The sequence below is a fragment of the Sediminicola luteus genome, from assembly GCF_002514735.1.
In the GTDB taxonomy this organism is placed as follows: domain Bacteria; phylum Bacteroidota; class Bacteroidia; order Flavobacteriales; family Flavobacteriaceae; genus HQA918.
In genome coordinates this window covers 427,870-452,362 of the sequence record NZ_KZ300477.1, presented here as the reverse complement: position 1 = coordinate 452,362, position 24,493 = coordinate 427,870, and the positions used below count along the sequence as shown (strand labels likewise).

The window sequence follows — 24,493 nt, the reverse complement described above, 5'->3', positions numbered from 1 at the left end:
TAGGATTAATCGGCAATACTGCCTAGCCACGACCCCTTATTTCATGGGCGATACCCTACGAAAACGTTAGCGTAACGATTTTTTTTACTTGAAGAAACGTTCCCGTAAATCAAGAACGTTGCATTTTGTCTTGTAGGGCAAAATAGGCTCTTTTAGAGGCGCGTTCCTCGGCCTTTTTCTTGGAAGTAGCACGGGCCTTGGCTACTAATTTGTTGCCAATGGAAAGTTGTACCGCAAAATGTTTAATGGCATCATTGCCCGAATCTTCATAAGTACGGTAATGGAATTGCTTTTTCTGTTTTTGGCACCATTCGATAACCAAACTCTTATAGCTGATTACCTTACCTTCGAGCCGTTCAATGTCTACATGGGGCTCAATAACACGATAGTTGATAAAGCGCTCGCAATACGGATAGCCCTTGTCGAGGTAAATGGCCCCGACCAAGGCCTCGAATACGTTGCCATGAATGTTCTCGCCAAAATGATTTTTGGGAATCTTGCTTTCTACATAAGAGATTAGATCCAACTCTTTGCCCAATTCGTTCAAATGTTTACGGCTTACGATCTTAGAACGCATTTTGGTTAAATAGCCCTCGTTTCCGGTGGGCACTTCGTTGTAGAGGAATTTAGAGATAATGGTGCCCAACATGGAATCGCCCAAAAACTCGAGGCGTTCGTAGTTTATGGGGTTGCCATCGACATCTTTCTTGTTGGCCGAGCGGTGTAGAAAAGCCTTTTTATAGATGGCCAGATTGCTTGGGGAGAAGCCCAAAACGGCTACCATTCCATCATAAAAAGCCCCATCCTCCTTGGGAGTTTGGGGCTTGAATATTTTGGAAAGTATGCGCATTAAATCTGCTACTTAATCTATTTTTTTAAACAACACACAGGCATTGTGTCCGCCGAATCCGAAAGTGTTGCTCATCGCTACCTTGATCTCCCTTTCTTGGGCCTTGTTCAAGGTAAGGTTTAAACGTGGGTCTATATTCTCGTCTACCGTGGTGTGGTTTATGGTAGGGGGCACCAAACTGTGCTCCATGGCCAAAATAGAGGCAATGGATTCAATGGCACCGGCCGCTCCCAATAAGTGTCCGGTCATGGACTTGGTAGAGTTGATGTTTATGTTGTTGGCATGATCCCCGAACACATGGCTAATGGCCTTTAACTCGGCCACATCGCCCAATGGGGTAGAGGTACCATGGGTATTGATATGGTCTACATCCTTGGGGTCCATACCGGCATCGCGCAGGCAGTTTTCCATTACTCGAATCACACCGACCCCATCCGGATGCGGGGCGGTCATATGGTAGGCATCGCTAGACAAACCACCCCCTAAAACCTCGGCATAGATCTTGGCACCACGGGCCTTGGCGTGCTCGTATTCCTCAAGGATCAAAGCACCGGCGCCTTCGCCCAATACGAATCCGTCGCGGGTAGCGTCAAAAGGCCTAGAGGCACTTTCGGGCTCGTCGTTACGGGTAGATAAGGCGTGCATGGCGTTAAAACCTCCCATACCAGCAATGGTAACGGCTGCTTCACTACCTCCGGTAACCACTACATCGCAATGTCCCAAACGAATGGTGTTCATGGCATCGATCATGGCATTGGCCGAAGAGGCACAGGCCGAAACGGTAGTATAGTTAGGACCCATAAATCCGTGTTTGATCGAAATATTACCAGGGGCGATATCGGCGATCATCTTAGGGATAAAGAAGGGGTTAAAACGCGGACTTCCGTCACCTTGGGCGTAGTTCAAGACTTCGTTCTGGAAGGTTTCGAGCCCTCCGATACCAGCTCCCCATATAACTCCGACACGGAATTTATCCAAGGCATCGAGATTCAATTTGGAATCGGCAATGGCCTCGTCGGAAGAAACTAGGGCATATTGGGCAAAACGATCCAATTTACGGGCCTCTTTTCGGTTGAAATAGGCATTGGGATCGTAATCCTTTAACTCACAAGCAAACTTGGTCTTGAATTTTTCGGTATCGTAATAGGTAATGGGGGCCGAACCGCTTTTGCCATTCTTTAGGCCTTCCCAATACTCGGCAATATTGTTTCCGATGGGGGTAAGAGCCCCGAGACCGGTAACCACAACTCGCTTTAACTGCATCGCGCCAACTTTAGGTTTTTAATAAGAAGGGAAATTAAAAAAAATTATCCATGCGGCATGGTTACCACATGGATAATTTTAAATCTTGAAATAAGATATCATTAATTTTATTTTGCTTCCTCGATATAGCTGATAGCTTGGCCAACGGTAGCAATGTTCTCGGCTTGATCATCTGGGATCTGGATATCGAATTCTTTCTCGAATTCCATGATAAGCTCAACAGTATCCAAGGAATCAGCCCCAAGATCGTTGGTGAAGCTAGCCTCAGCCACAACTTCATTCTCGTCAACACCTAGTTTATCCACGATAATGGCCTTTACTCTTGATGCAATATCTGACATAATTTTAACGGTTTTAAGAAATTTATCGGGGCAAAAATAAAAAACTTTGGATTAATAACCCTATTTGTCGGTAAAATGTAGGCCGAAATACCACAATTAAGCCGAAGTAGCGTAATTTCGTTGGCCATACAGCATATTAAAATATGGGAAAAAAGAAACGAATCGTACTTTTTGCCTCGGGTTCGGGTAGTAATGTAGAGAATATAGCACACTATTTTGCCGATAATGAAAGCGTTGAGATCGTAGGGGTTTTTGGTAACAATAGGACCGCTTTTGTTTTTGAACGCTGTGCCAAACTGGGGCTTCCGGCCTACAGTTTTAACCGAAAGGCCTTTACGGATGTCGGGGGGGTGCTTAACTTTTTACAGGCTTTGGATCCCGACCTTATCGTATTGGCGGGTTTTCTTTGGAAGATTCCCGAGAGTTTCGTGCAAACTTTCCCGAACCGGATTATTAATGTACATCCGGCGCTGCTTCCTAAATATGGAGGTAAGGGTATGTATGGCATGCATGTACACGAAGCCGTAAAGGCCGCTGGAGAAACCGAGACGGGTATTACCATACATTTTGTAAATGAACAGTATGATGAAGGCGCCATAATTTTCCAAGCGAAAGTCAACGTAGATTCCCAGGATACGGCCGAAAATATAGCCCAAAAAATTCATAAGTTGGAATATGCCCATTTTCCAGAAGTGGTAGAAAAAGTATTGGCAGATGGCTAAAAAACGCAAGTTTTACGTGGTTTGGCAGGGCAAACGCACCGGAATCTTCGAGTCATGGGCCGATTGTAGGGCCCAGATATCTGGGGTGGCGGGTGCCCAATATAAATCGTTCGAGACCTTCGAAATGGCCAAAAAGGCCTATAATGGCAATTATGAAGATTTTAAGGGCACTACAAAAAGTAAATCTAAAACCTTAAGTCCCGAAGAATTGGCCCGTATTGGAGAGCCTAACCTCTATTCCATTTCGGTAGATGCCGCCTCTAGCGGTAACCCAGGGATTATGGAATACCAAGGGGTAGATACCCAAACCAAGCAGGTACTTTTTAAAATGGGACCTTTTGCACAGGGCACCAATAATATTGGCGAGTTTTTGGCGTTGGTACATGGTTTGGCCTTTTTAAAGGAGAAAAAGAGCGACCGGATCATTTATACCGATTCACGGATCGCCATGGGTTGGGTCCGCAAAAAGAAATGCCAGACCAAATTGGCCAAAACTGCCAAAAACGCCGCCCTATTCGAATTGGTTGCCCGAGCCGAACAATGGCTGCAAAAATCCAGCTATACCACTACTATCGTAAAATGGGAGACCAAGGCCTGGGGTGAGATCCCGGCCGATTTTGGAAGAAAGTAGTGCGTCGCTTCGCTCTAGAATAAAGACCGCTTCGCTTATAGAGAAAAGAACAAAGACAGTTTCACCATTGGATTTGGTGTATTCGTTGCTGCGTTGTAAGGAGGCTGCCGGCTCCCTCTCCCTCATGGAGAGGGTTGGGGTGAGGGCGATGGCAGTTGAATTTTTGACGGAATAATAAAATCTTGGGTCAAGCACTGTAGTATAGAATGAACTAGTCTCGAACCGTTTGTCACCTCGACGGTAGGAGAGGTCTCAAATGAGCATCAAAAATGAAATAGAATTATTTAATGGAATAGAGGGCTCCTGAAAATTATCGCTTCGCTCGAAATTGATAATTGTTGGATAAACCGTAGATGAAATGAGGTATATGTTTCGCTGTAAAGTTCATTATCTAAACCTTCGATATAACCATTTTTTAAATCTTCGAGTGGACTAAAATTGCGCTCTATTTTTTTGTCAAGTGTTTCCATAAACAATTCTTTTTGTGACAGATGCCAATACTGTTCCAGTTGGACAATTTTGTCATTTTGACAGACCCCAGCTAGCACTAACCTCCCTTAGTACAATCGCCGAACAACAACCCCCCGCTGCCGCACGATTGTATCGTGTGGTGCTCTAATCAATCTATACTTTTCGAATCGATTCTAGAAAAACCTCGGCTGCCTATCCCACGCTAGTGCCACTCCCAAGCAGCAAACCATTTTTTGGCACCCCATAGCTATGATTGTGCACCATAAAACAAGTACGGCAATACACTAACAAAGAACCTAGTCTTTTATATTTAAGTATAGCGGTCTTTATTCTTTTATCTACAAACAACAATACCCTATATTTGCAGCAAATTTGAGTGCATGGGCAAATTATTGATCGTGGGAACCGTGGCCTTCGATGCCATCGAAACCCCTTTCGGACAAACCGATAAGGTATTGGGTGGTGCGGCAACCTATATTGGGTTGGCGGCTTCCAACTATAATGTAGAAAGTGCTATTGTATCGGTGGTTGGGGAAGATTTTCCGCAAGAATACCTCGATCTTTTTACCCAACGTAATATAGATACCTCGGCCCTCGAAATCGTGCCCGGTGGTAAAACCTTCTTTTGGAAAGGGAAGTACCATAACGACCTTAACGTACGAGATACCCTTGCTACCGAGTTAAACGTTTTGGCCGATTTTAAACCGGTGGTACCCGAAAATTTTAAAGATGCCGATATCGTTATGTTGGGTAACCTGCACCCGCAAATCCAATTGGACGTAATCGCTCAAATGACCGAAAAGCCCAAACTTATCGTGCTCGACACCATGAATTTCTGGATGGAGCATACCTGGGATCTATTAAAAGAGGTCATTGCCAAAATAGATGTGCTTACCATTAACGACGAAGAAGCCCGCCAATTGACCGGTGAATATTCGTTGGTAAAGGCGGCCGCCAAGATCCAAGAAATGGGACCCGAATATGTGGTGATCAAAAAAGGGGAACATGGGGCTTTGTTGTTTAAGGAGAAGAATGTATTCTTTGCACCGGCCTTGCCGTTGGAAGAGGTCTTTGATCCCACCGGGGCAGGCGACACCTTCGCCGGAGGTTTTTCGGGCTATTTGGCACAGTCGGGCAATATTGGGTTCGAAAACCTGAAGAATGCCATTATTCACGGTAGTAATTTGGCTTCCTTTTGCGTAGAACGTTTTAGTACCGAGCGTATGGAAGGGGTAGAGCGGGACGAGATCGCGCAGCGCCTTCACCAATTTAAAGAGTTGACACAATTCGATATAGAACTATAAAATACCATGCCCTGTTACGCAGGGCTTTTTTAATATCCGTTTAGCATGAGCGATGCCATAAAACATGAGTGTGGGATTTCCTTGATCCGGTTGTTGAAACCTTTGGAGTATTACAAGGAAAAGTACGGTACGGCCTTTTACGGGGTCAATAAAATGTACCTAATGATGGAGAAGCAGCACAACCGTGGCCAAGATGGGGCCGGTTTTGCTAGTATTAAAATGGATGTGGAGCCCGGCCAACGTTATATCAGTCGGGTACGTTCTGCCCAACAGATGCCTATTCAAGATATTTTTTCGCAGATCAATGGGCGAATCAATGAGGCCCTGACCCAAAATCCGGATAAGAATGACGATGTGGCTTGGCAAAAGAACAACATCCCCTATTTGGGCGAACTGATGTTGGGCCATGTGCGTTACGGTACCTTTGGTAAGAACAGTATAGAGAGTGTACATCCGTTTTTGCGCCAAAACAATTGGATGCACCGAAATCTGATCGTAGCCGGAAACTTTAACATGACCAATGTTAATGAGCTTTTTGACAATTTGGTGCGATTAGGACAGCACCCCAAGGAAAAGGCCGATACCATTACGGTGATGGAAAAGATAGGGCACTTTTTAGATGATGCCGTTGCTAAATTGTATAAGCAGGTAAAAAACGAGGGTTATAGTAAGCAGGAAGCCTCACCCCTAATCGCCGATCGCCTGAACGTAGCCAAAATTTTACGTAAAGCTGCCAAAAACTGGGATGGGGGTTATGCCATGGCCGGACTATTAGGTCACGGTGATGGGTTTGTATTACGCGATCCTTCCGGTATTCGCCCGGCCTATTATTACCAAGACGATGAGGTGGTGGTTGTGGCTTCTGAGCGGCCGGTGATACAAACGGTATTCAATGTAGATTTCGAGGCGATAAAAGAATTGGATCCGGGGAATGCAATCATCATCAAAAAGTCGGGCCAGGTAAGTTTAAAAGAGGTATTGACCCCTCGCGAACGTTTGGCCTGTTCTTTTGAACGCATCTATTTTTCCCGCGGTAGCGATAAGGAGATTTATGCCGAACGTAAGGCCCTGGGTAAACTGCTGTTGCCCCAAGTGTTGGAAGAGATCAATGACGATTTTAAGAATACGGTATTCTCTTATATTCCGAATACGGCCGAAACTTCTTTCTTCGGATTGGTACGTGCGGCCCAGAAGCATTTGAATGCGCGTAAAGAGCGTCAGATTTTGGAGATGGGGAATGAGATCGATCCACAAAAACTGCGCGAGATCTTAGAGTTGCGACCACGTATAGAAAAGGTAGCCATTAAAGATGCCAAGCTACGTACCTTTATAACCCAAGACAGTAGCCGAGACGATCTGGTGGCCCACGTATACGATATCAGTTATGGTTCTGTTAGGTCTACCGATAATTTGGTAATCATTGACGATAGTATCGTACGTGGTACGACCTTAAAGAAAAGTATACTGCGCATGTTGGATCGGTTGTCGCCCAAAAAAATCGTGGTGGTGTCGTCGGCCCCGCAGATACGTTATCCCGATTGTTATGGGATTGATATGGCGAAATTGGAAGACTTTATCGCTTTTAGGGCTGCGCTGGCCTTGCATGAAGACCGCGGTACCCTTTCGGTAATCGATAGCATATATGAAAAATGTAAGGCCCAGGTAGATTTGGGCGATGAAGATGTGGTGAACTTCGTAAAAGAACTTTACGAGCCCTTTAGTCCGGAGGAGATTTCAGGGAAAATAGGGGAGTTGTTGAGCCCGAAAGATATAAAATCGGAGGTATCCATCGTATATCAGGGTATTTCCAATTTACATGCGGCATGCCCGGATAACTTGGGTGACTGGTACTTTACCGGAGATTACCCGACCCCGGGAGGTAATCGGGTGGTTAACAGGGCGTTTATGAATTTTTACGAAGGTAAAAGCGAAAGGGCCTACTAACGTTTCTCTATAAACGTTAAAAAATCGTGCATATCGTCGATGATACCCACGTTTCATCGGACGTGTGACGATTTTGGCTACAACAAACGTAACTTGTTACTACCATAGCATAAGTAGGTTAAGTTCATGGTAAGATTTGGGGCAAAAAGGCGGGGTAACCCGCCTTTTTATCGTCTTTATCCCTTTTAACCGATTTGCCTACCGTTTGTCCATTTCCTTTTTTCTAGCTTTAAGATCAACATACATTTGGGTCACCATAGCATAAGTAGGTTAAGTTTATGGTAAGATTTGGGGAAAAGACAGGGGCAACCCTGTCTTTTATTTTTTATACGTATCCTCATAAGTTAGATGTTAGAACGCTTCGCTTCTAGAATATAGAAAATAGACTTTTTGATATTCAGCGTTTAATGATTTCCTTGTTATAAAAACATAGGTTTATACTAAAAGAGATGTTAGCATAGCATTGAGATTGGTTTACGAAGGCTAAAAATGTAAGTAGCTATTATTTTGTGGTCTTTAATCTTTGCTCTCTAAGTTCGAAGCTATCAAGTTTTGGATGGCTGCGCCATTTCCCTTACTGCATTGCTTCGCAAATCCTGAACCGAATCTATTTCGATTTTACAATTATCGACCATGTTAACCGCATTTAATTGAATACCCTAAAATGTGATGGTTTCCACAAGAGGATTTTGGTCTAGCAATACCGTAACGAAATGTCCCATTCTTTAGTTTCAGAAAGGTATGCAACAGGCGGAATACCATTGGTTTTTATACAGATAGGCCCTTTTTTTGCCTTTTAACCCAAATATATGTAGTTCGACCATTCCCTTTTTGGGTGTTTTAAGATCCTCATACATTTGGGTCACCATAGCATAAGTAGGTTAAGTTTATGGTAAGATTTGGGGAAGAAAGACAGGGGCAACCCTGTCTTTTGTTTTTTGGTACTACAGGAAAGCAAACTGCTTTTTAAGCTAAAAGACCCTAAGTGTCCCTCCTTTATTCTTCGTTTGGTTTTTATTACTTTTTTGATACTCCTGATGCTCAATGTGGCTTAAGAAAATGTTTCCGTTTTTCTCTCAAAAATCAGTTTAGATTGTCTTTCAACTTGGATATCTGTTATTCGTCCAAGAGCTTTTTTTGGCCAAAATGATCGTTTTACATTTGGAATACCATAGCATAAGTAGGTTAAGTTTATGGTAAGATTTGGGGAAGAAAAGGCAAGGGAAACCTTGCCTTTTTGTTTTGATAGCGAGCATTTTAACGATCTTTTTCGACAAACTACACCACCCTATTTTATCGACGAACGGTAAAATAATATTTAAATTTTCTTCATTTTTCTTTGTTATTTTCCACGATACCAGTAATTTAGTATTGCCATAGCATAAGTAGGTTAAGTTTATGGTAAGATTTGGGACGAAAAGGGTAGAGCAATCTACCCTTTTCAATTTTTATACCCATCGTTAGTTTTTGCCCACAAAAAAACCCTGCAAATCTGCAGGGCTTATTTTATACTTAAGGGGCTGTCCAATTACTTATGGGCAGCGAATAGTTCAGAAACTTTATCCCAGTTGATTACATTAAAGAAAGCAGAGATATAGTCGGGTCTTCTGTTTTGGTAGTTTAGATAATAGGCATGTTCCCATACATCCAATCCTAAGATTGGGAAACCACCACATCCGATTCCAGGCATTAAGGGATTGTCTTGATTGGCAGAAGAGCATACTTCTACCTTACCGCCTTTATGAACACATAGCCAAGCCCATCCTGAACCAAAACGAGTAGCGGCCGCTTGTGAAAAAGCATCTTTAAAACCATCGAAAGAACCATAGGCGGCGTTAATAGCATCTGCCAGTTCGCCCGATGGGGCACCTCCTCCGTTTGGCGACATTACTTCCCAAAACAAGCAGTGGTTGTAATACCCACCTCCATTGTTTCGAACGGCACCGTTGGCCATATCCATTCCGCTTAAAATATCCTCTATAGAGGCATTCTCCATATCGGTTCCGGAAATGGCGCCATTTAATTTGGTAGTATAACCGTTGTGGTGTTTGGTATGGTGTATTTCCATGGTGCGGGCATCTAAATGCGGCTCCAAGGCGTCATATGCATACGGTAATTTTGGTAAATCAAAAGCCATAATATTTCGTTTTATAAGTTTGTTGATACAGTTTCAAAGTTACGAACTACAGCCGATAATTCCCCCGGGCATTTATAAAGAACTTCTATGGGATTATGTATTTTGCGAATATGGTGAAAAACAACCCCCATGGTTTTCGTATTTATGACGCTTCTGCAGGATCGGGTAAAACCTATACCCTAGCCAGATCTTATCTTACGTTGCTTTTGGCGACCAAGAACCCCTTGAAATTCAAACAAATCTTGGCTATTACTTTTACCAATAAGGCGGTAGCCGAAATGAAGCAACGTATTTTAGAACAGTTAAATCTGTTCTCTAGGGCCACAGCGTCGGGGGAAATACCAGCTATGTTGGTCGATATCTCCAAGATTTTAGGTGTCGAACTTAGCGACCTTCAAAAAAGGTCGGCCATTATCTTAAAATACATATTACATAATTATGCTTTTTTCGATATAAGCACCATCGATGGTTTTACGCATCGGGTTATAAGAACCTTTGCCAAAGACCTGAAATTACCACAAAATTTTGAGGTAAGTTTAGATGTAGATCTGTTGTTACAAGAAACCGTCGATAGGCTAATCGCAAAGGCAGGAGACGATGGGGAATTACTCGAGGTACTCGTGGCCTTCGCGCGTGAAAAGGCTGCCGACGATAAACATTGGGATATAGCCCTCGATCTAGTGGCCATGGGTAAATTGTTATTCAATGAAAACCAGGCCCGTCATATAGAAACATTGGCGAATAAAAACCTGTCTGACTACAAGAAGTTGGCCCAAGAACTTCGCAAGCAAAATAGCGCCCTGACGGCCGAAGTACAGCAAAAGGCCCAAGCATTATGGCAATTGATCAGGGAGCAGGGGCTAGATCATTGTGATTTTAATCGGGGGAGTTATACCAAGTTTTTGCTTAAGGCGATAGAAGCGCCGACATCTTTAAGTTTTTCGGCCAAATGGCAAGAAGATATTGCCCAGGCCACATTGCATAAAAAAGGATCGGAAGCGGCTATTGAAGCCATAAGAACCGAATTGAACTCAGGATTCAACTCCATTAAAAAGGCGTTCTATCAAATCGATTTTAGGACAAATATCTTAAGACAATTGGTGCCCGTTTCCGTACTCGGGCAATTGGCGGCCTGTATGCAGGAGATCCAAGATGAAAAAGGGATTTTACCTATAGGTAAATTCAATGCCCTGATCCAAGAACAGATAAAAGATCAGCCTGCCCCCTTTATTTATGAACGTTTGGGCGAACGTTACGCGCATTATTTTATAGATGAGTTTCAAGACACCTCGCAACTGCAGTGGCAGAATTTGGTGCCCTTGATCGCTAGTGCCTTGGAAGGAGGCTTCGATGGTTCGGAGGGAAGCTTGTTCCTTGTTGGCGATGCCAAACAGTCTATTTATCGATGGCGGGGAGGTAAGGCCGAACAGTTTCTAGATCTGGTAAACGAAGTACAAACCCCATTTACCATAGGGGCCCAAACCGAAAATTTACCTAAGAATTACCGTAGCCACGATGGCATCGTTCGTTTTAACAATGCCTTTTTTACATGTATGGCTCCGCTTTTCCAAAATGCCGCCTATAGCGATTTGTATGAAAAAGGAAGCAAACAACAAGTAAACGGTAAACCCGATGGGTTGGCCCGGCTTGCCTTTGTAGAGAAAACAGGCCCGACTGAAGTTGCTGAGGTCTATGCCCTAAAAGTGTTGGAAGATATTCGGGAATTGGTGAATGAAAAAGGCTTTTCCTATGCCGATATATGTATACTCACTAGAAAGAAAAAAGATGGGGTATTCTTGGCCGATTACCTCATGACCGAAAATATCCCACTGATCTCTTCAGAGACTTTATTACTGGCGGGTAGCCTTCAGGTTAATTTGTTGATCAATCTGTTGGGTTGGATCCATGCACAGGAAGATATGGCCCTCGGCTTTGAATTGATCGATTCCCTGGGGATGGGTAAAAGCCAAAAGCATAAGGGTATCACTGAAAACTTGGCCCAGGTGCCTGGGTTTTTAAAAGACACTTATGGGTTTGAGGTGGCGGTTTTTAATAGTCTTTCGCTATATGAAGGTCTGGAGTATGCCATTCGCTGTTTTGGTATCGATCAAAAAACCGATGCCCATGTTTTTTATCTGTTGGATGAGTTGCTCTCCCTTCAAGAAAAGAACCGGGCCGATCTGTTTTCATTTTTAAATCACTGGGAAAGCAAAAAAGATAGTTTGGCTATTGCGGCGCCAGAATCGGATGCCGTTCGAATCATGACGGTGCATAAATCAAAAGGCCTCGAATTTCCTGTGGTCTTGTTCCCTTTTGCCAATGAAAGATTGTATGCAGAAATCGATGCCAAGGTTTGGTTGGGCGTAGACCCTGATCAATATGCCGGATTCGATAGGGTTTTGGTGGCTAAGAAAAAAGAAATGGTTCAGTATAGCGAACAGGCCCAAAGCTGCTTTGAACAGCAAAAAGACCAATTGCAGTTGGACGCCATAAACCTATTGTATGTGGCGCTGACCCGTGCAGAAAAAGGGTTGTACATATATAGTACCTTACCGGCCAAGAAGCAAAGCGAACCACAAGCCTATCCAGATTTGTTCGTTCATTTTTTAGAACAGGATCAAAGGTGGCAGCCCAATGTATTGACCTATGACTTTGGTAGTTTGCCTGTTCAGCAAAAAGACACTTCATTATCACCTACCTTAAAAGATGTTGCTTATAGGACCAATACTTTCCTTATACCCAATATGCGTTTTGCAGGTCTTGAAGAACAAAGGTTGCCAAACGATCGTAAACAGGCTATTGATAAGGGTAACCTACTACATAACCTTATGGCCCATATCCGTTGGAGTACCGATGTCGAAGCGGCCTTAGCCTTAATTAGGGAAAAAGAAAACTTGAGCCTTTCTGAAATAACCTATTTAAGGGACTGGGTAAATGCGCTGCTACAACATCCCGATTTAATGGATTATTTTATACCCGGACAGCAGGTTTTGAACGAAAGGGAAATTTTTGACGAAAACGATGTAATTTTGCGTCCAGATCGTGTGAACTTGAGTGGTAATTCGGCTGTGGTTATCGATTATAAGACCGGTAAACCCGAATCCGCGCATAAATCACAGATCCAGAGTTACGGTAATGCCCTTAATAAAATGGGGTATACCGTAGAGAAGCAGATCTTGGTCTATCTTATCGATGGCGGGGTTACATTAGATTTCGTTTAAAACTACCATATATATGTACGGAAATATAAAGGGACACTTGTCCGCTGAACTAGAAAATATAAAAGAGGCGGGCCTCTTTAAAAAGGAACGGATAATCGCGGGGGCACAAGCGGCCGAAATTACCTTGGCTAGTGGCGAAAAGGTAATTAATTTCTGTGCCAATAATTATCTCGGACTCTCCAACCATCCCGAGGTTATTCAGGCGGCCAAAGATACCATGGATACCCACGGTTTCGGTATGTCGTCCGTACGGTTTATTTGTGGTACCCAAGATATCCATAAGGAATTAGAGGCCAAAGTGGCCCAGTTTTATGGTACGGAAGATACCATATTATATGCGGCGGCATTTGATGCCAACGGTGGGGTTTTCGAACCCTTGCTTACCGCTGAAGACGCCATTATCTCCGATTCGCTCAATCATGCCTCTATCATAGACGGGGTACGCCTTTGCAAAGCCAAACGCTATCGGTATGCCAATAATGATATGGCCGCGCTTGAAGAACAATTACAACAGGCCAATGCCGACGGTAGTCGTTTTAAGATTATCGTAACCGATGGGGTTTTCTCTATGGATGGTCTTGTGGCCCCATTGGATGCCATTTGTGATTTGGCTGACAAATATGACGCCTTGGTTATGGTAGACGAATGCCATGCCGCCGGATTTATAGGGCCTACCGGTAGGGGTACTTTAGAAGAAAAAGGTGTTATGGGCCGGGTAGATATAGTAACCGGAACCTTTGGTAAGGCCCTCGGAGGTGCCATGGGCGGGTATACCACGGGTAAAAAAGAGATTATCGAAATCTTAAGGCAACGTTCTAGACCTTATTTGTTCTCCAACTCGTTGGCCCCTGCCATTGTGGGTGCCTCGATTAAGGTATTCGATATGTTGGCGCACGATACGAGCCTGCGCGATACCTTGGAAAGTAATACCGATTATTTTAAGAAGGGAATGAAACAAGCTGGGTTCGATATCGTAGACGGCGATTCTGCCATTGTCCCGGTTATGTTATACGATGCCAAGCTTTCCCAACAGATGGCCGATCAGCTGCTGGAGGAAGGGATTTACGTAATCGGGTTCTTTTACCCGGTAGTGCCCAAGGAAAAAGCCCGTATCCGGGTACAATTGTCGGCAGCCCACACCCAAGATCAGCTCGATCGGGCCATAGCCGCATTTACCAAGGTCGGAAAGTCGTTAAAAGTCATATAAATAGGGATGTAATGCAGCTTTTGGGGCCTCAAAAAAAATTCCGATTGATTTTGTTAATAAATTTTAACAACTTACATTTGCTGCTACAAACACTAAAACTTAAATATTTCAATATGAAACATCTTAGCAAATTAATGGCTGTTGCCCTACTTTTTGTAGGTTTTACCAGCTTACAAGCGCAAGACGAAAACAACCCTTGGCAGATTGGCTTTGGTGTTAATGCCGTCGACGCTTACCCAACCAACGCGGATGATACCCCGTCACACCTACCTGCTTTTGAAACTGGATCTATCTTCAGCGAATACTTTAACGTGAGCGATCACTGGAATATACTTCCTTCTATCTCCTATATTTCTGTTAGCCGTTACGTTGGTGATGGTTTCTCTGTTGGAGCAAGAGGGTCTTTGAACCGAATTGAGAACTTAGGTGATACCGCCGTAGACGATTTGTCTTATTACGGTTTAGACGGTACCATTAAGTACAGCTTTACCCAAGGAAAAAAATTCGATCCATTTGCCGAAATCGGTGGTGGTTACACTTGGGTTGACGACATAGGTGCCGGTACCATCAATGGTGGTGTTGGTTTCAACTACTGGTTCACTGAGAACATTGGTCTTACAGTACAAACTGGTTATAAGCACGCTTTCGAAGACTACGGTCTTAAGCACTTCCAGCACTTGGCCGGTCTTTCTATCAAATTTGGTGGAAAAGATACCGACGGTGACGGTGTATACGACAAAAACGATGCTTGTCCAGAAGTTGCCGGTTTAGAGGCCTTCAACGGTTGTCCTGATGCTGACGGCGATGGTATCGAAGATGCCAAAGATGCTTGTCCTAACACTGCCGGTTCTAAAGAAATGAACGGTTGTCCTGATACCGATGGTGACGGTATCGCCGATAAAGATGATGCTTGTCCAAACGAAGCTGGTACTGCCGCTATGAACGGTTGTCCTGATTCTGACGGTGACGGTGTTGCCGATAACGTAGACAAGTGTAAAGACGAAAAAGGTCCTGCTGCTAACGACGGTTGTCCTTGGCCAGACAGAGATGGTGACGGTGTGCCAGACAAAGACGATCAGTGTCCAGACAAAGTTGGTACCGTAGCTAACAACGGTTGTCCTGAGTTGACTGCTGCTGTTCAAAAGACCCTTAACGATTACGCCAAAACTATCTTGTTCGATACTGGTAAGTCTTCTATCAAGGCCCAGTCTGAGGAAGTGTTGACTAACATCGTTGGAATCTTGAACGAGTACACTAACGCTAAGTTTACCGTAGAAGGTCACACTGATAGCGTAGGTAGCGCTAAATTGAACCAGAAACTTTCTGAGACCCGTGCCCAGTCTGTAGTTGATTTCCTTACTTCTAACGGAATCTCTGGTAGCCGCTTGAACGCCGTAGGTTACGGTGAAGATAAGCCTATCGCTACTAACAACACCCGTGCTGGTAGAAAGCAAAACAGGAGGGTAGAGATCAACTTGGTGAAAAACTAAGTAATACCCACACCATACTAATAAGGCCCCTGCGTTTGCAGGGGCTTTTTTTGTGTAATACATATTTGGGCATCATGGCAATTGGTAGTACTTTAGAACTACCTAGATGGGTTTGATAATGGATAGCTTTATTGCCGAATGTCTCGATAGTATTTTACAAGAAAACAACTTGGATCATCAAGATGTTTTTATTTTACCCAGTAGACGGGCGGGTACCTTTCTTCGTAAGTTGTTGCGTCAAAAATGGCAAGGCACCGGTTTTGTGCCCCAAATAAAAAGTGTCGAAGAGTTCGTTCAAGAGTTATCGGGGCTCCAAGCGTCAAGTCAAATGGAGCTTTTATGCCAGTTGTATGTTAGTTATACGGCTGTTTTAGGTGAAGACGCCGACGATTTTCTTGCCTATTCGCATTGGGCACCGACATTATTACAAGACTTTTTAGAAATAGATAGGCATTTGGTTAATGCCAAAGAATTATATACCCATTTGGCCTCCATACAAGAATTGGATCATTGGAGCCTAGACGGGGGTAAGACCCCTATGATAAAAGGTTACTTAAAGTTTTGGGATAGCCTATTCGCCATATATTCACATTTTAGCCAGTCCTTGGAAGGTAATCTTAAGTCACATCAAGGACAAATGTATCGCCTGGCGCATGCCCATTTAAACGAGTACATGGCCCAAGAACCGTATAGGTTTTGGTTATTGGGCTTTAACGCTTTTAATACTGCAGAATCGGAAATAGTGCAATCCATTTTGGAACAGGGTAGGGGCACCATTTTCTGGGATAACGATGTCTCTTTTGTGGAGGACGAAGTGCATGATGCAGGCTTTTTTATGCGGCAGCATTTTAAGCAGTGGTCTTATTTTAAACAACATCGTCCCAGGGGTCTAAGTCGTTTGTTCGGTTCGGAAAAGGATATTGACGTAATCGGTCTGCCAAAACAGTTGAGTCAGGCTAAATATATTGGCCAATTGGTGGCTGATTTGGCGGAAGGGAACCCTAGTTTAGGGCATACAGCCTTAGTATTGGCTAAAGAAAACCAGTTACCGGCCATTTTACAGAGTTTACCCGAAAATGTGCCGTTTAATATAACTATGGGCTATGCATTGGAACAGTTTCCTTTGACAGATTTGTTTTTGGCCTTGTTCGATTTCTATATTGAAAGAAACGACAATGGCAGTTGGTACCATAAAAGTATCACCTCCCTTTTATCACATGCTTATGCCCATTTGATTTGGCCCGGTGCTTCCGAATTTTTGGAAGAACTAAAAAAAGGCAATACCGCTTTTGTCGAGATAAATGATATTACCAGTAGAGCCTGGTCGCCCAATATCTGGTTAAGGGAAACACCGTCTCCAGTTGCCTTTATTGGGCTTTGTGTTGCGTGTATACAAAGGTTGTCAGATACCTTGGAATCGGGTTCTTTGGCATTTGCCTATACAGGCCGATTTAAGCTACTACTCGAGGCTTTGGAACAAAACCTGAATGACTATCCGTTTATACGCGATTTACGAAGTTTACGCGCACTTTTTCTGGAGGAAGTATCTAAAGAGAGCATGGATTTCTATGGAGATGCTTTTGGGAACCTGCAGATAATGGGTATGCTAGAAAGTAGAAACCTCGATTTTGAGACCGTAATCATTACCCATTTAAATGAAGGTACCCTACCCTCAGGGAAATCGAATAACTCCTTTATCCCTTTCGATTTAAAAAGGGCCTTTGCACTGCCAACCTATAAAGAAAAGGATGCAGTTTATACCTATCACTTTTACCGTTTATTGTTACGGGCAAAGAAAATCGTATTACTCTATAATACCGAACCCGATCCCTTGTTGGGAGGGGAACCTAGCAGATGGATTTCACAATTGTTGGCATATCCTATACCGCATCATAGGGTAACGCATAGTACTGCCGCCCCAGGCTTGGGCGACCTTAAAGTTCCTGAGCCTTGGCAAATGGCCAAAGACGAAACACTTCTTAAACGGTTAAAGGAAGTAGCCGAGCGTGGTTTTTCGCCTTCTTCCTTAGGGAATTATATCCGGAACCCAAAAGATTTTTACAAACGGACTATCTTGGGGATTCGGGATCGTGAGGCTATCGACGAAACCTTGGCGGCCAATACTTTTGGTACCATTGTACACGATAGTTTAGAGGTATTGTACACCCCTTTTATTGGCCAAGAATTACAAAAGTCCGAACTCGAATCGCTTTTGGATAAAGTGGCCGATTTGGTAAAAGCGCAATTTAAGAAGACCCATGGCACAGGGGCTATTCAAGGTAAAAACCGTATCGCCTTGTTTATTATGACCGATTATGTAAAGGCGTTTATCAAACACGACATGCGCGAATTGGAGCAGGCCCCCACCTTTTTAGTGGGCTTGGAAAAACCTATGGAAGTACGATTAGACATCCCCGGTCTCGATTTTCCGGTTCGCCTGCGTGGAAAACTAGATCGTATAGATTCCCGTTTGGGTATTACGCGTATCATTGATTATAAAACCGGGAAGGTAAACCCGAACGAACTAGAGATCGTTGATTGGGAAACCTTGACCACAGATTATAAATACAGCAAAGCGTTTCAATTGCTTTGTTACGGTTATATGGCCAAGGCCAAGGCCATGGCAGTCGAAGGACCAATACAAGCCTTTATTTATTCCTTTAAAAACCAAGCCTCGGGCCTTATGCCTTTTGCTAAGAAAGATGCTCCTCGTGCAAAAACCAAAGATTCCCTGCTTTCTGACAATATCATTGGTACTTACGAAAAGGAATTGTTCAGGTTAATTTTTGAAATATGCGATGCCAACACCCCTTTTATTGAAAAGGAGGTAAACTAACTTAAATTCATAATGTTAACCGTTTATTTTTTATCGGGTCGGCTAGGACGAACTTCTACTTTAGAGGGTAATGTACGGGGGTGCATTCGCATTAAATCTAAAACCAATTGGCCTATATCTTCTGGCTGTATCTTCCAGGCATCCGATTCATCGGGTATATTGTTATTAAAGTAGGTGGCTACCGACCCAGGCATAATCGTAGTTACTTTAATATCATAGGGTCTTAGATCTAACATGGCGGCCTGGGTAAAACCAACTACCCCGAACTTAGAGGCATTGTAACCGGCCCCTTGTGCGAAAAAATTGGTGCCGGCCAAGCTGGCCAAGGTCATATAATAGCCTTTGCTTCTTTTTAAAGCTTCAACCGTGGCTTTTAAGGTATAAAAGGCCCCACTGAGATTGGTGTCTATCATCTGTTTCCAAGACTCTAATTTTAGTTCGTCTATGGGGGCAAAGTGTCCCACCCCGGCATTGGCCAAAACCAGATCTATTTGGCCAAACCGATCTAAGACCATAGATACGGCCCTGATTTCGGCCGTAGGTTCGGTCACATCAGAGACCACTGAGAACACCCGTTCCGGATTCCCGAGTGTTTTCTCGGCCTCTTGAAGGCTTTTAAGATCACGACCACTTATGGCCACACACATACCGGCGTCCAATAACACTTGGGCCACGCCAAGCCCTATTCCTTTAGAGCCTCCGGTGATGTAGGCTACTTTATCCTGTATTTCCATAATTCCCTATTTCTAACCATAAACCTACAAAAATCCGGCTTTCTTACAGTTTTCGTATTTTTGTTTATTAAAATACTGAAATAGATTAACAAATGCTGATAAAACAAGAGTTTACGATAGGAGATTTTGAGAATATTTCAGGAATTAAGGCCCATACCTTACGGGTCTGGGAAAAACGTTATGATCTTTTCGAGCCCAAGCGTAAATCGCGAAATGTTCGGTTGTATTGTTTAGACGATCTTAAAAAGCTTCTAAATGTAACTACCTTATATACCCACGGGGTCAAAATATCGAAAATCGCGGCTATGTCAGATAGCGCCATTAAACAAATGGTGTCAGAACTGGCTTTGGATGAGAACACGAGAACCTTGGTACTTAGCGATTTTAAAATGGCCATGTATGCTTTCGACCAAGCTTTGTTCGATACTGCCTATGCGCGTTTGGCCCGTAAAATGGATTTTGAGAGCCTGTTCGAAGATTGTTTTATGCCCCTGTTGTCGTTTATCGGACGATTGTGGCAAACCGATTCCATTACCCCGGCCCACGAACATTTTATATCGGCACTCATCCAAAGAAAACTTCAGGTAGAAATAGAACGTTTACCTAGAAATGAAAATGCCCCAAAAACATTCGCCTTGTATTTACCCGAAGGTGAACTACACGAATTGGGCCTACTCTATATCAATTACCAGCTCTTAAAATTAGGATATAGAACAGTATACCTCGGTGCTAACGTACCCCTGAACAACCTGAATTTTATCAAAGAACAATTCGAGGACATCACCTTTGTAAGCTATTTTGTAGTGAGCCCGGAAAGTGATGAAATGGAAGCTTACCTTTTGAAAATAGCGGAAATGATCAGCCCCAAAAACAATGGGTATTGGGCCATTGGTAAAAAATTACAGCATATAACCCCGCCGAGTTCCAATATGAGATTTTTCTTTGGAATGAATGATGTTTTGGGTGCTTTGAAAACGGCCTAAGCCCCCTATACTTCCTGCTATTTCCTTTTTTTTTATTTAAATGTCCAACAAAATATTATATTTGTTAGACAAATGAAGAAAAAAGTAGCTTTAATTGGTTCCGGATTTTCATCCCTAGCGGCTTCTGCCTATCTGGCAAAAGCAGGTTTTGAGGTTACCGTATTTGAAAAAAATACCAGTATTGGTGGGCGCGCCAGTGTGTTTCGTAAAGATGGTTTTATGTTTGATATGGGGCCAACATGGTATTGGATGCCCGATGTTTTCGAAAAATTCTTTGCCGACTTCGATAGAAAACCTTCCGACTATTATGTTTTGGAAAGATTAGATCCTGCTTATAAGGTATATTTTGGAAAAGATGAAGATTTAACCATTAGTGGCTATCTTGATCAGATTCTTGCCTTGTTTGAAAAAGAAGAGCCCGGTAGTGCCGCCCATTTAGAACGTTTTCTCAAAATGGCGCGGAAAAATTATGGCATTGCGGTAGAAAAAATGGTCTACCTACCAGGTAAATCGCCATTGGAATTGGTTAATGGCCAAACCATAACACGGGTAAACCAGTTTTTTGGGACCATTCGTACCCAAGTACGCAAGCGTATTAAAAACAAAAAATTGGTGCAATTGCTTGAGTTCCCGATACTTTTCCTTGGGGCCAAGCCAGACAATACCCCCGGATTTTATAACTTTATGAACTGGGCCGACTTTGGTTTGGGTACTTGGCACCCCAAAGGGGGGATGTCTGAAGTGATAAGTGCCATGACCGCTTTGGCCGTAGAATTGGGCGTAAACTTTAAGACCGGTATTGCCATAGACGAAATACGAATCGAAAATGGTATAACTACCGGACTTGTCGCTCAAGGGGAGTTTTTTGATGCCGATATCGTACTAAGTGGGGCAGATTACCACCATACCGAAAAATTATTACCTCCAGAGTATAGGCAATACAGTGAAAAGTATTGGGATAAGCGGGTTTTGGCACCCTCATCCCTACTGTTTTATATAGGATTTGATACAAAGTTGCCCAACGTGGAACACCATACCTTGTTTTTCGACACCGATTTCGACATACATGCCCAGGCCATTTACGATAACCCGGCATGGCCAGAGCAGCCTTTGTTCTATGGAAGTTTCCCTTCAAAAACAGACACGGCCTTTGCCCCTGAAGGATGCGAAGCCGCCACTTTTTTAATTCCCTTGGCACCCGATTTGGAGGATACCCCAAAGCTACGGGAAAGGTATTTCCATAAAATAATGGATCGTTTCGAAGATTTGACCGATTTTAAGGCCAGGGACCATATCATATTTAAAAAATCGTTTTGTGTCAACGACTTTAAGTCGGAATACAATTCCTATAAAGGCAATGCCTATGGCTTGGCCAATATACTTACCCAGACCGCATTTTTAAGGCCAAAAATACAGAGCGGAAAAGTTTCCAATTTGTTTTTTACAGGCCAATTGACCGTTCCCGGACCTGGGGTGCCCCCTTCGTTGATATCCGGAAAAATAGCTTCAGAACTCATTCAAAAATCATCAGCATGAAAATTCTTTTTGATCAAGTAAGCCATGAGTGTAGCCGTTCGGTTACCAAAAAGTACAGTACCTCTTTTTCTATGGCGGTTAAAATGCTGGCCCCGTCGATAAGGCAATCGATTTATGATATTTATGGCTTTGTTCGCTTTGCCGATGAAATCGTCGATACCTTTCATGATTACGATAAAGGCCAATTATTGGACGAGTTTGAATTTGCCTATTACAAGGCGATGGAAAGGGGCATAAGTATGAACCCGGTTTTGAATGCTTTTCAGGCCACCGTACGTAAATACGATATAGACGATAGTTTGGTCAAGGCATTTTTGGCCAGTATGCGTTCCGATCTACACAAATCCGATTACAATACCCAAGACGAGATAGATGCCTATATTTATGGTTCGGCCGATGTAGTAGGCCTCATGTGTCTAAAGGTCTTTGTTAACGGGGATCGGGTAAAGTATGAAAACCTTAAAAGTGCCGCCATGCGCTTGGGCAGTGCCTTTCAGAAGGTTAATTTCTTGCGGGATCTTAAAGATGATTATCAAGTATTGAACCGCTCTTATTTTCCCAATGTCGATATGGGCAATTTAAGTGTTTCTGACAAGGCCCTTATCGTGGCTGAGATTAAAGAAGATTTTGCCTTGGCCTACAAGGGCATCGTGCAACTACCCCTCGAGGCGCGTTTTGGGGTGTACACCGCCTATAGGTATTATTTAAAATTATTGAAAAAATTGGAAGCAACGCCTTCCCACAAAATACTCGATACCCGTATTCGGGTGTCCGATGTGATGAAGGTAAACCTCTTGGCCCGTTCTTTCGTTCGATATAAACTGAATATTTTATAACTTTAAGGGGATGGATATTTTATTGTTTTTATCAATAACCGTTATTACCTTTCTCTTGATGGAGGGCGTTACCTGGTGTACGCATAAATTTGTTATGCACGGCTTTCTGTGGTACTTGCACGAAGACCATCACCAGCCTAAGTATCAGGGTATATTTGAAAAAAACGATGCTTTTTTCGTCATTTTTGCCATACCGAGTATCCTACTCTTTTACTATGGGGTGGCCCCGGAATTGAATTTCAGGTTTTTTATTGGGCTCGGTATACTTTGCTATGGGATAGCCTATTTTTTGGTACATGATGTTTTGATCCATCAACGGTTCAATTGGTTCAAACGCACCAAAAGCTGGTATTTAAGGGGCTTGCGTAAAGCACATAAGATTCATCATAAACATTTGGGTAAGGCCCATGGCGAATGTTTCGGAATGTTGTGGGTGCCCTCCAAGTATTTTAAGGAAGCCCGTTTGAAATGAATTGGCTGTATTTGGCACTTAATCTGGGCTCTTTGAGCATACCCCTATGGTATTCCTTTAATCCGAAGATGCGTTTTATTAAACATTGGAAAGTGATTTTGGTGGCAACCGCGCTGGTGGCCCTACTATTTCTGGTATGGGACGGGCTGTTTACCGCCCATGGGATATGGGGCTTTAATCCGGCCTATTTTTTGGGTCCCAAGATTTGGGGTATGCCCATAGAGGAATGGCTATTTTTTTTCTGTATCCCCTATGCGAGTCTTTTTATCCATTATAGCCTTGAGTATTTTAGGCCCCAATGGTTACTTTCATTAGCGGTGGTAAGAGGAATTCTTATAGCCATGATACTGCTATCTGCCGTTTTACTTTTATTCTTTTATGACCGCTGGTATACCCTGGTCGACTTTTTGTTTTTGGCCGTGGCCGCTGTTTTAGGTTTACTATATGGCCAATCGGTATTACGTCGTTTTTTTATCGCTTTTCCCATTATATTGATTCCTTTTTTCTTGGTTAATGGGGTGCTAACGGGTACCGGACTTCCCGAACCCGTGGTTTGGTATAACGATAGCGAGAATATGGGTATCCGTTTAGGTACCATTCCGGTAGAGGATATGGCCTATGCCTTTAGTATGTTGTTTTTTAACCTATTGCTGATAGAACGATGGAAGAAGGAGTGAGTATTACCAAACATTCGGGAGTGTATACTTTAAAAGCCCAACAAACGATTCCTTTATCCATGGAAAAAGCTTGGGATTTCTTCAAAGACCCAAATAACCTTTCACGTATAACGCCGCCGGAAATGGGTTTTAAAATTACCTCTTCCATAGATCGAATGGCCTATGCCGGACAAATAATTACCTATAAGATACAAGTGTTTCCGGGTATTCATGTGTCTTGGGTTACCGAACTTACCGTAGTGGAGGCACCCCATTTTTTTATAGATGAACAGCGATTTGGACCCTATGCCATGTGGCATCACGAACATTTTTTTGAAGATTTTGGTAATGAAACCACCCTTATGCACGACAAAATAACCTATAAGATGCCTTTAGGAATCTTGGGTGATGCCGTTCACGAATTGTTGGTGCGGAAAAAATTAAGGGCCATTTTTTCCTTTAGGAGAAAAATTATTGATGAAATATTGAGTTAAAAGGCTAATTTTGGGCCGTTTTAACCCACTATAAGGACAAGTTATCAACATATAACATGAATTGATAAAAAATGTTCTGTTATATTAAAGATTATTTGCTTAATTTATATTAAATAAAAAATTTATGAGCATACTCGAAGAAGCAGCTGTGTTCGAACAGGCAAAAATGAGTAATATGTCGACCAGCGATAGGGTGGTCGCATCCAGGGAGGCCAAACGGCTTATTCTGGCAATTAATGAAATCTATAAAAAGAATAGGGATGCCGAACTCATGGAAACCATGAAAAGGCTCACCGAAAAGAAACGTAAGATCGAAAAACGTTTAAAAGGAAAACCGACTGTTTAAGTCGGTTTTCTTTTTTTAA

At 43.1% G+C, this 24,493-nt stretch carries 20 protein-coding genes; 15 read left to right on the top strand and 5 right to left on the bottom strand.

Going from position 1 to position 24,493, the window contains the following annotated elements:
• Positions 1–109 precede the first annotated feature (109 nt).
• The 3 genes from rnc to B7P33_RS06575 form a co-directional block, all read right to left on the bottom strand.
• On the bottom strand, positions 110–850 hold the full coding sequence (gene rnc / locus B7P33_RS06585; protein WP_097441172.1) for a ribonuclease III: 741 nt from the start codon (positions 848–850) through the stop codon (positions 110–112).
• Positions 851–862: 12 nt separating this feature from the next.
• A complete protein-coding gene (fabF, locus tag B7P33_RS06580) occupies positions 863–2,113 on the bottom strand; it encodes a beta-ketoacyl-ACP synthase II (RefSeq protein ID WP_097441171.1) in 1,251 nt (416 codons plus the stop codon).
• Between the two features lie 107 nt (positions 2,114–2,220).
• On the bottom strand, positions 2,221–2,454 hold the full coding sequence (locus B7P33_RS06575; RefSeq protein ID WP_009778413.1) for an acyl carrier protein: 234 nt from the start codon (positions 2,452–2,454) through the stop codon (positions 2,221–2,223).
• A 143-nt stretch (positions 2,455–2,597) separates the two neighbouring features.
• Here B7P33_RS06575 and purN point away from each other — a divergent pair, with 143 nt between their 5' ends.
• From purN to B7P33_RS06550, 4 genes are all read left to right on the top strand, one after another.
• A complete protein-coding gene (gene purN / locus B7P33_RS06570; protein WP_097441170.1) occupies positions 2,598–3,176 on the top strand; it encodes a phosphoribosylglycinamide formyltransferase in 579 nt (192 codons plus the stop codon).
• Positions 3,169–3,807 carry a ribonuclease H1 domain-containing protein gene (locus tag B7P33_RS06565; protein WP_097441169.1) on the top strand — a complete coding sequence of 213 codons (639 nt, stop codon included), beginning with the start codon at positions 3,169–3,171 and terminating at the stop codon, positions 3,805–3,807. The genes purN and B7P33_RS06565 overlap by 8 nt, the downstream gene beginning before the upstream one ends.
• Positions 3,808–4,658: 851 nt before the next feature.
• Positions 4,659–5,582, top strand: a complete 924-nt coding sequence (locus B7P33_RS06555) for a PfkB family carbohydrate kinase (RefSeq protein ID WP_097441167.1) — start codon at positions 4,659–4,661, stop codon at positions 5,580–5,582.
• A 45-nt stretch (positions 5,583–5,627) separates the two neighbouring features.
• On the top strand, positions 5,628–7,526 hold the full coding sequence (locus tag B7P33_RS06550) for an amidophosphoribosyltransferase (RefSeq protein ID WP_097441166.1): 1,899 nt from the start codon (positions 5,628–5,630) through the stop codon (positions 7,524–7,526).
• 1,528 nt (positions 7,527–9,054) lie between these two features.
• Here B7P33_RS06550 and B7P33_RS06540 read toward each other — a convergent pair.
• Positions 9,055–9,663 carry a superoxide dismutase gene (locus tag B7P33_RS06540; protein WP_097441164.1) on the bottom strand — a complete coding sequence of 203 codons (609 nt, stop codon included), beginning with the start codon at positions 9,661–9,663 and terminating at the stop codon, positions 9,055–9,057.
• A 95-nt stretch (positions 9,664–9,758) separates the two neighbouring features.
• Here B7P33_RS06540 and B7P33_RS06535 point away from each other — a divergent pair, with 95 nt between their 5' ends.
• The 4 genes from B7P33_RS06535 (at position 9,759) to B7P33_RS06520 (ending at position 18,417) form a co-directional block, all read left to right on the top strand.
• Complete coding sequence (locus B7P33_RS06535; RefSeq protein WP_097441163.1) at positions 9,759–12,884, top strand: UvrD-helicase domain-containing protein; 3,126 nt, start codon at positions 9,759–9,761, stop codon at positions 12,882–12,884.
• 13 nt (positions 12,885–12,897) lie between these two features.
• The gene (kbl, locus tag B7P33_RS06530; protein ID WP_097441162.1) at positions 12,898–14,091 is read left to right on the top strand and encodes a glycine C-acetyltransferase; all 1,194 of its coding nucleotides are present in this window, start codon (positions 12,898–12,900) and stop codon (positions 14,089–14,091) included.
• Between the two features lie 113 nt (positions 14,092–14,204).
• A complete protein-coding gene (locus B7P33_RS06525) occupies positions 14,205–15,581 on the top strand; it encodes an OmpA family protein (protein ID WP_097441252.1) in 1,377 nt (458 codons plus the stop codon).
• Between the two features lie 106 nt (positions 15,582–15,687).
• Complete coding sequence (locus tag B7P33_RS06520; protein ID WP_097441161.1) at positions 15,688–18,417, top strand: PD-(D/E)XK nuclease family protein; 2,730 nt, start codon at positions 15,688–15,690, stop codon at positions 18,415–18,417.
• 23 nt (positions 18,418–18,440) lie between these two features.
• Here the strand turns inward: B7P33_RS06520 and B7P33_RS06515 are convergent, their stop codons facing one another.
• On the bottom strand, positions 18,441–19,151 hold the full coding sequence (locus B7P33_RS06515; RefSeq protein WP_097441160.1) for an SDR family oxidoreductase: 711 nt from the start codon (positions 19,149–19,151) through the stop codon (positions 18,441–18,443).
• A 92-nt stretch (positions 19,152–19,243) separates the two neighbouring features.
• Here B7P33_RS06515 and B7P33_RS06510 point away from each other — a divergent pair, with 92 nt between their 5' ends.
• The 7 genes from B7P33_RS06510 to B7P33_RS06480 all read left to right on the top strand — a co-directional run bounded on the left by B7P33_RS06510 (position 19,244) and on the right by B7P33_RS06480 (position 24,474).
• Positions 19,244–20,134: a MerR family transcriptional regulator gene (locus tag B7P33_RS06510; protein ID WP_097441159.1), complete on the top strand. Its 891-nt coding sequence runs from the start codon at positions 19,244–19,246 to the stop codon at positions 20,132–20,134.
• A gap of 72 nt (positions 20,135–20,206) precedes the next feature.
• Positions 20,207–21,670 (top strand): phytoene desaturase family protein, encoded by a 1,464-nt coding sequence (locus B7P33_RS06505; RefSeq protein ID WP_097441158.1) that lies wholly within the window; start codon positions 20,207–20,209, stop codon positions 21,668–21,670.
• Positions 21,667–22,506: a phytoene/squalene synthase family protein gene (locus B7P33_RS06500; protein ID WP_097441157.1), complete on the top strand. Its 840-nt coding sequence runs from the start codon at positions 21,667–21,669 to the stop codon at positions 22,504–22,506. The genes B7P33_RS06505 and B7P33_RS06500 overlap by 4 nt, the downstream gene beginning before the upstream one ends.
• A gap of 10 nt (positions 22,507–22,516) precedes the next feature.
• Entirely contained in the window at positions 22,517–22,978 is a 462-nt protein-coding gene (locus B7P33_RS06495) for a sterol desaturase family protein (protein WP_097441156.1), read from the top strand.
• Complete coding sequence (locus B7P33_RS06490; protein WP_097441155.1) at positions 22,975–23,655, top strand: lycopene cyclase domain-containing protein; 681 nt, start codon at positions 22,975–22,977, stop codon at positions 23,653–23,655. The genes B7P33_RS06495 and B7P33_RS06490 overlap by 4 nt, the downstream gene beginning before the upstream one ends.
• Positions 23,640–24,128, top strand: coding sequence for an SRPBCC family protein (locus B7P33_RS06485; RefSeq protein WP_097441154.1), 489 nt, complete (start codon positions 23,640–23,642; stop codon positions 24,126–24,128). Before B7P33_RS06490 ends, B7P33_RS06485 begins: the two co-directional genes overlap by 16 nt.
• A gap of 124 nt (positions 24,129–24,252) precedes the next feature.
• Complete coding sequence (locus B7P33_RS06480) at positions 24,253–24,474, top strand: hypothetical protein (RefSeq protein ID WP_097441153.1); 222 nt, start codon at positions 24,253–24,255, stop codon at positions 24,472–24,474.
• Positions 24,475–24,493: the final 19 nt, after the last annotated feature.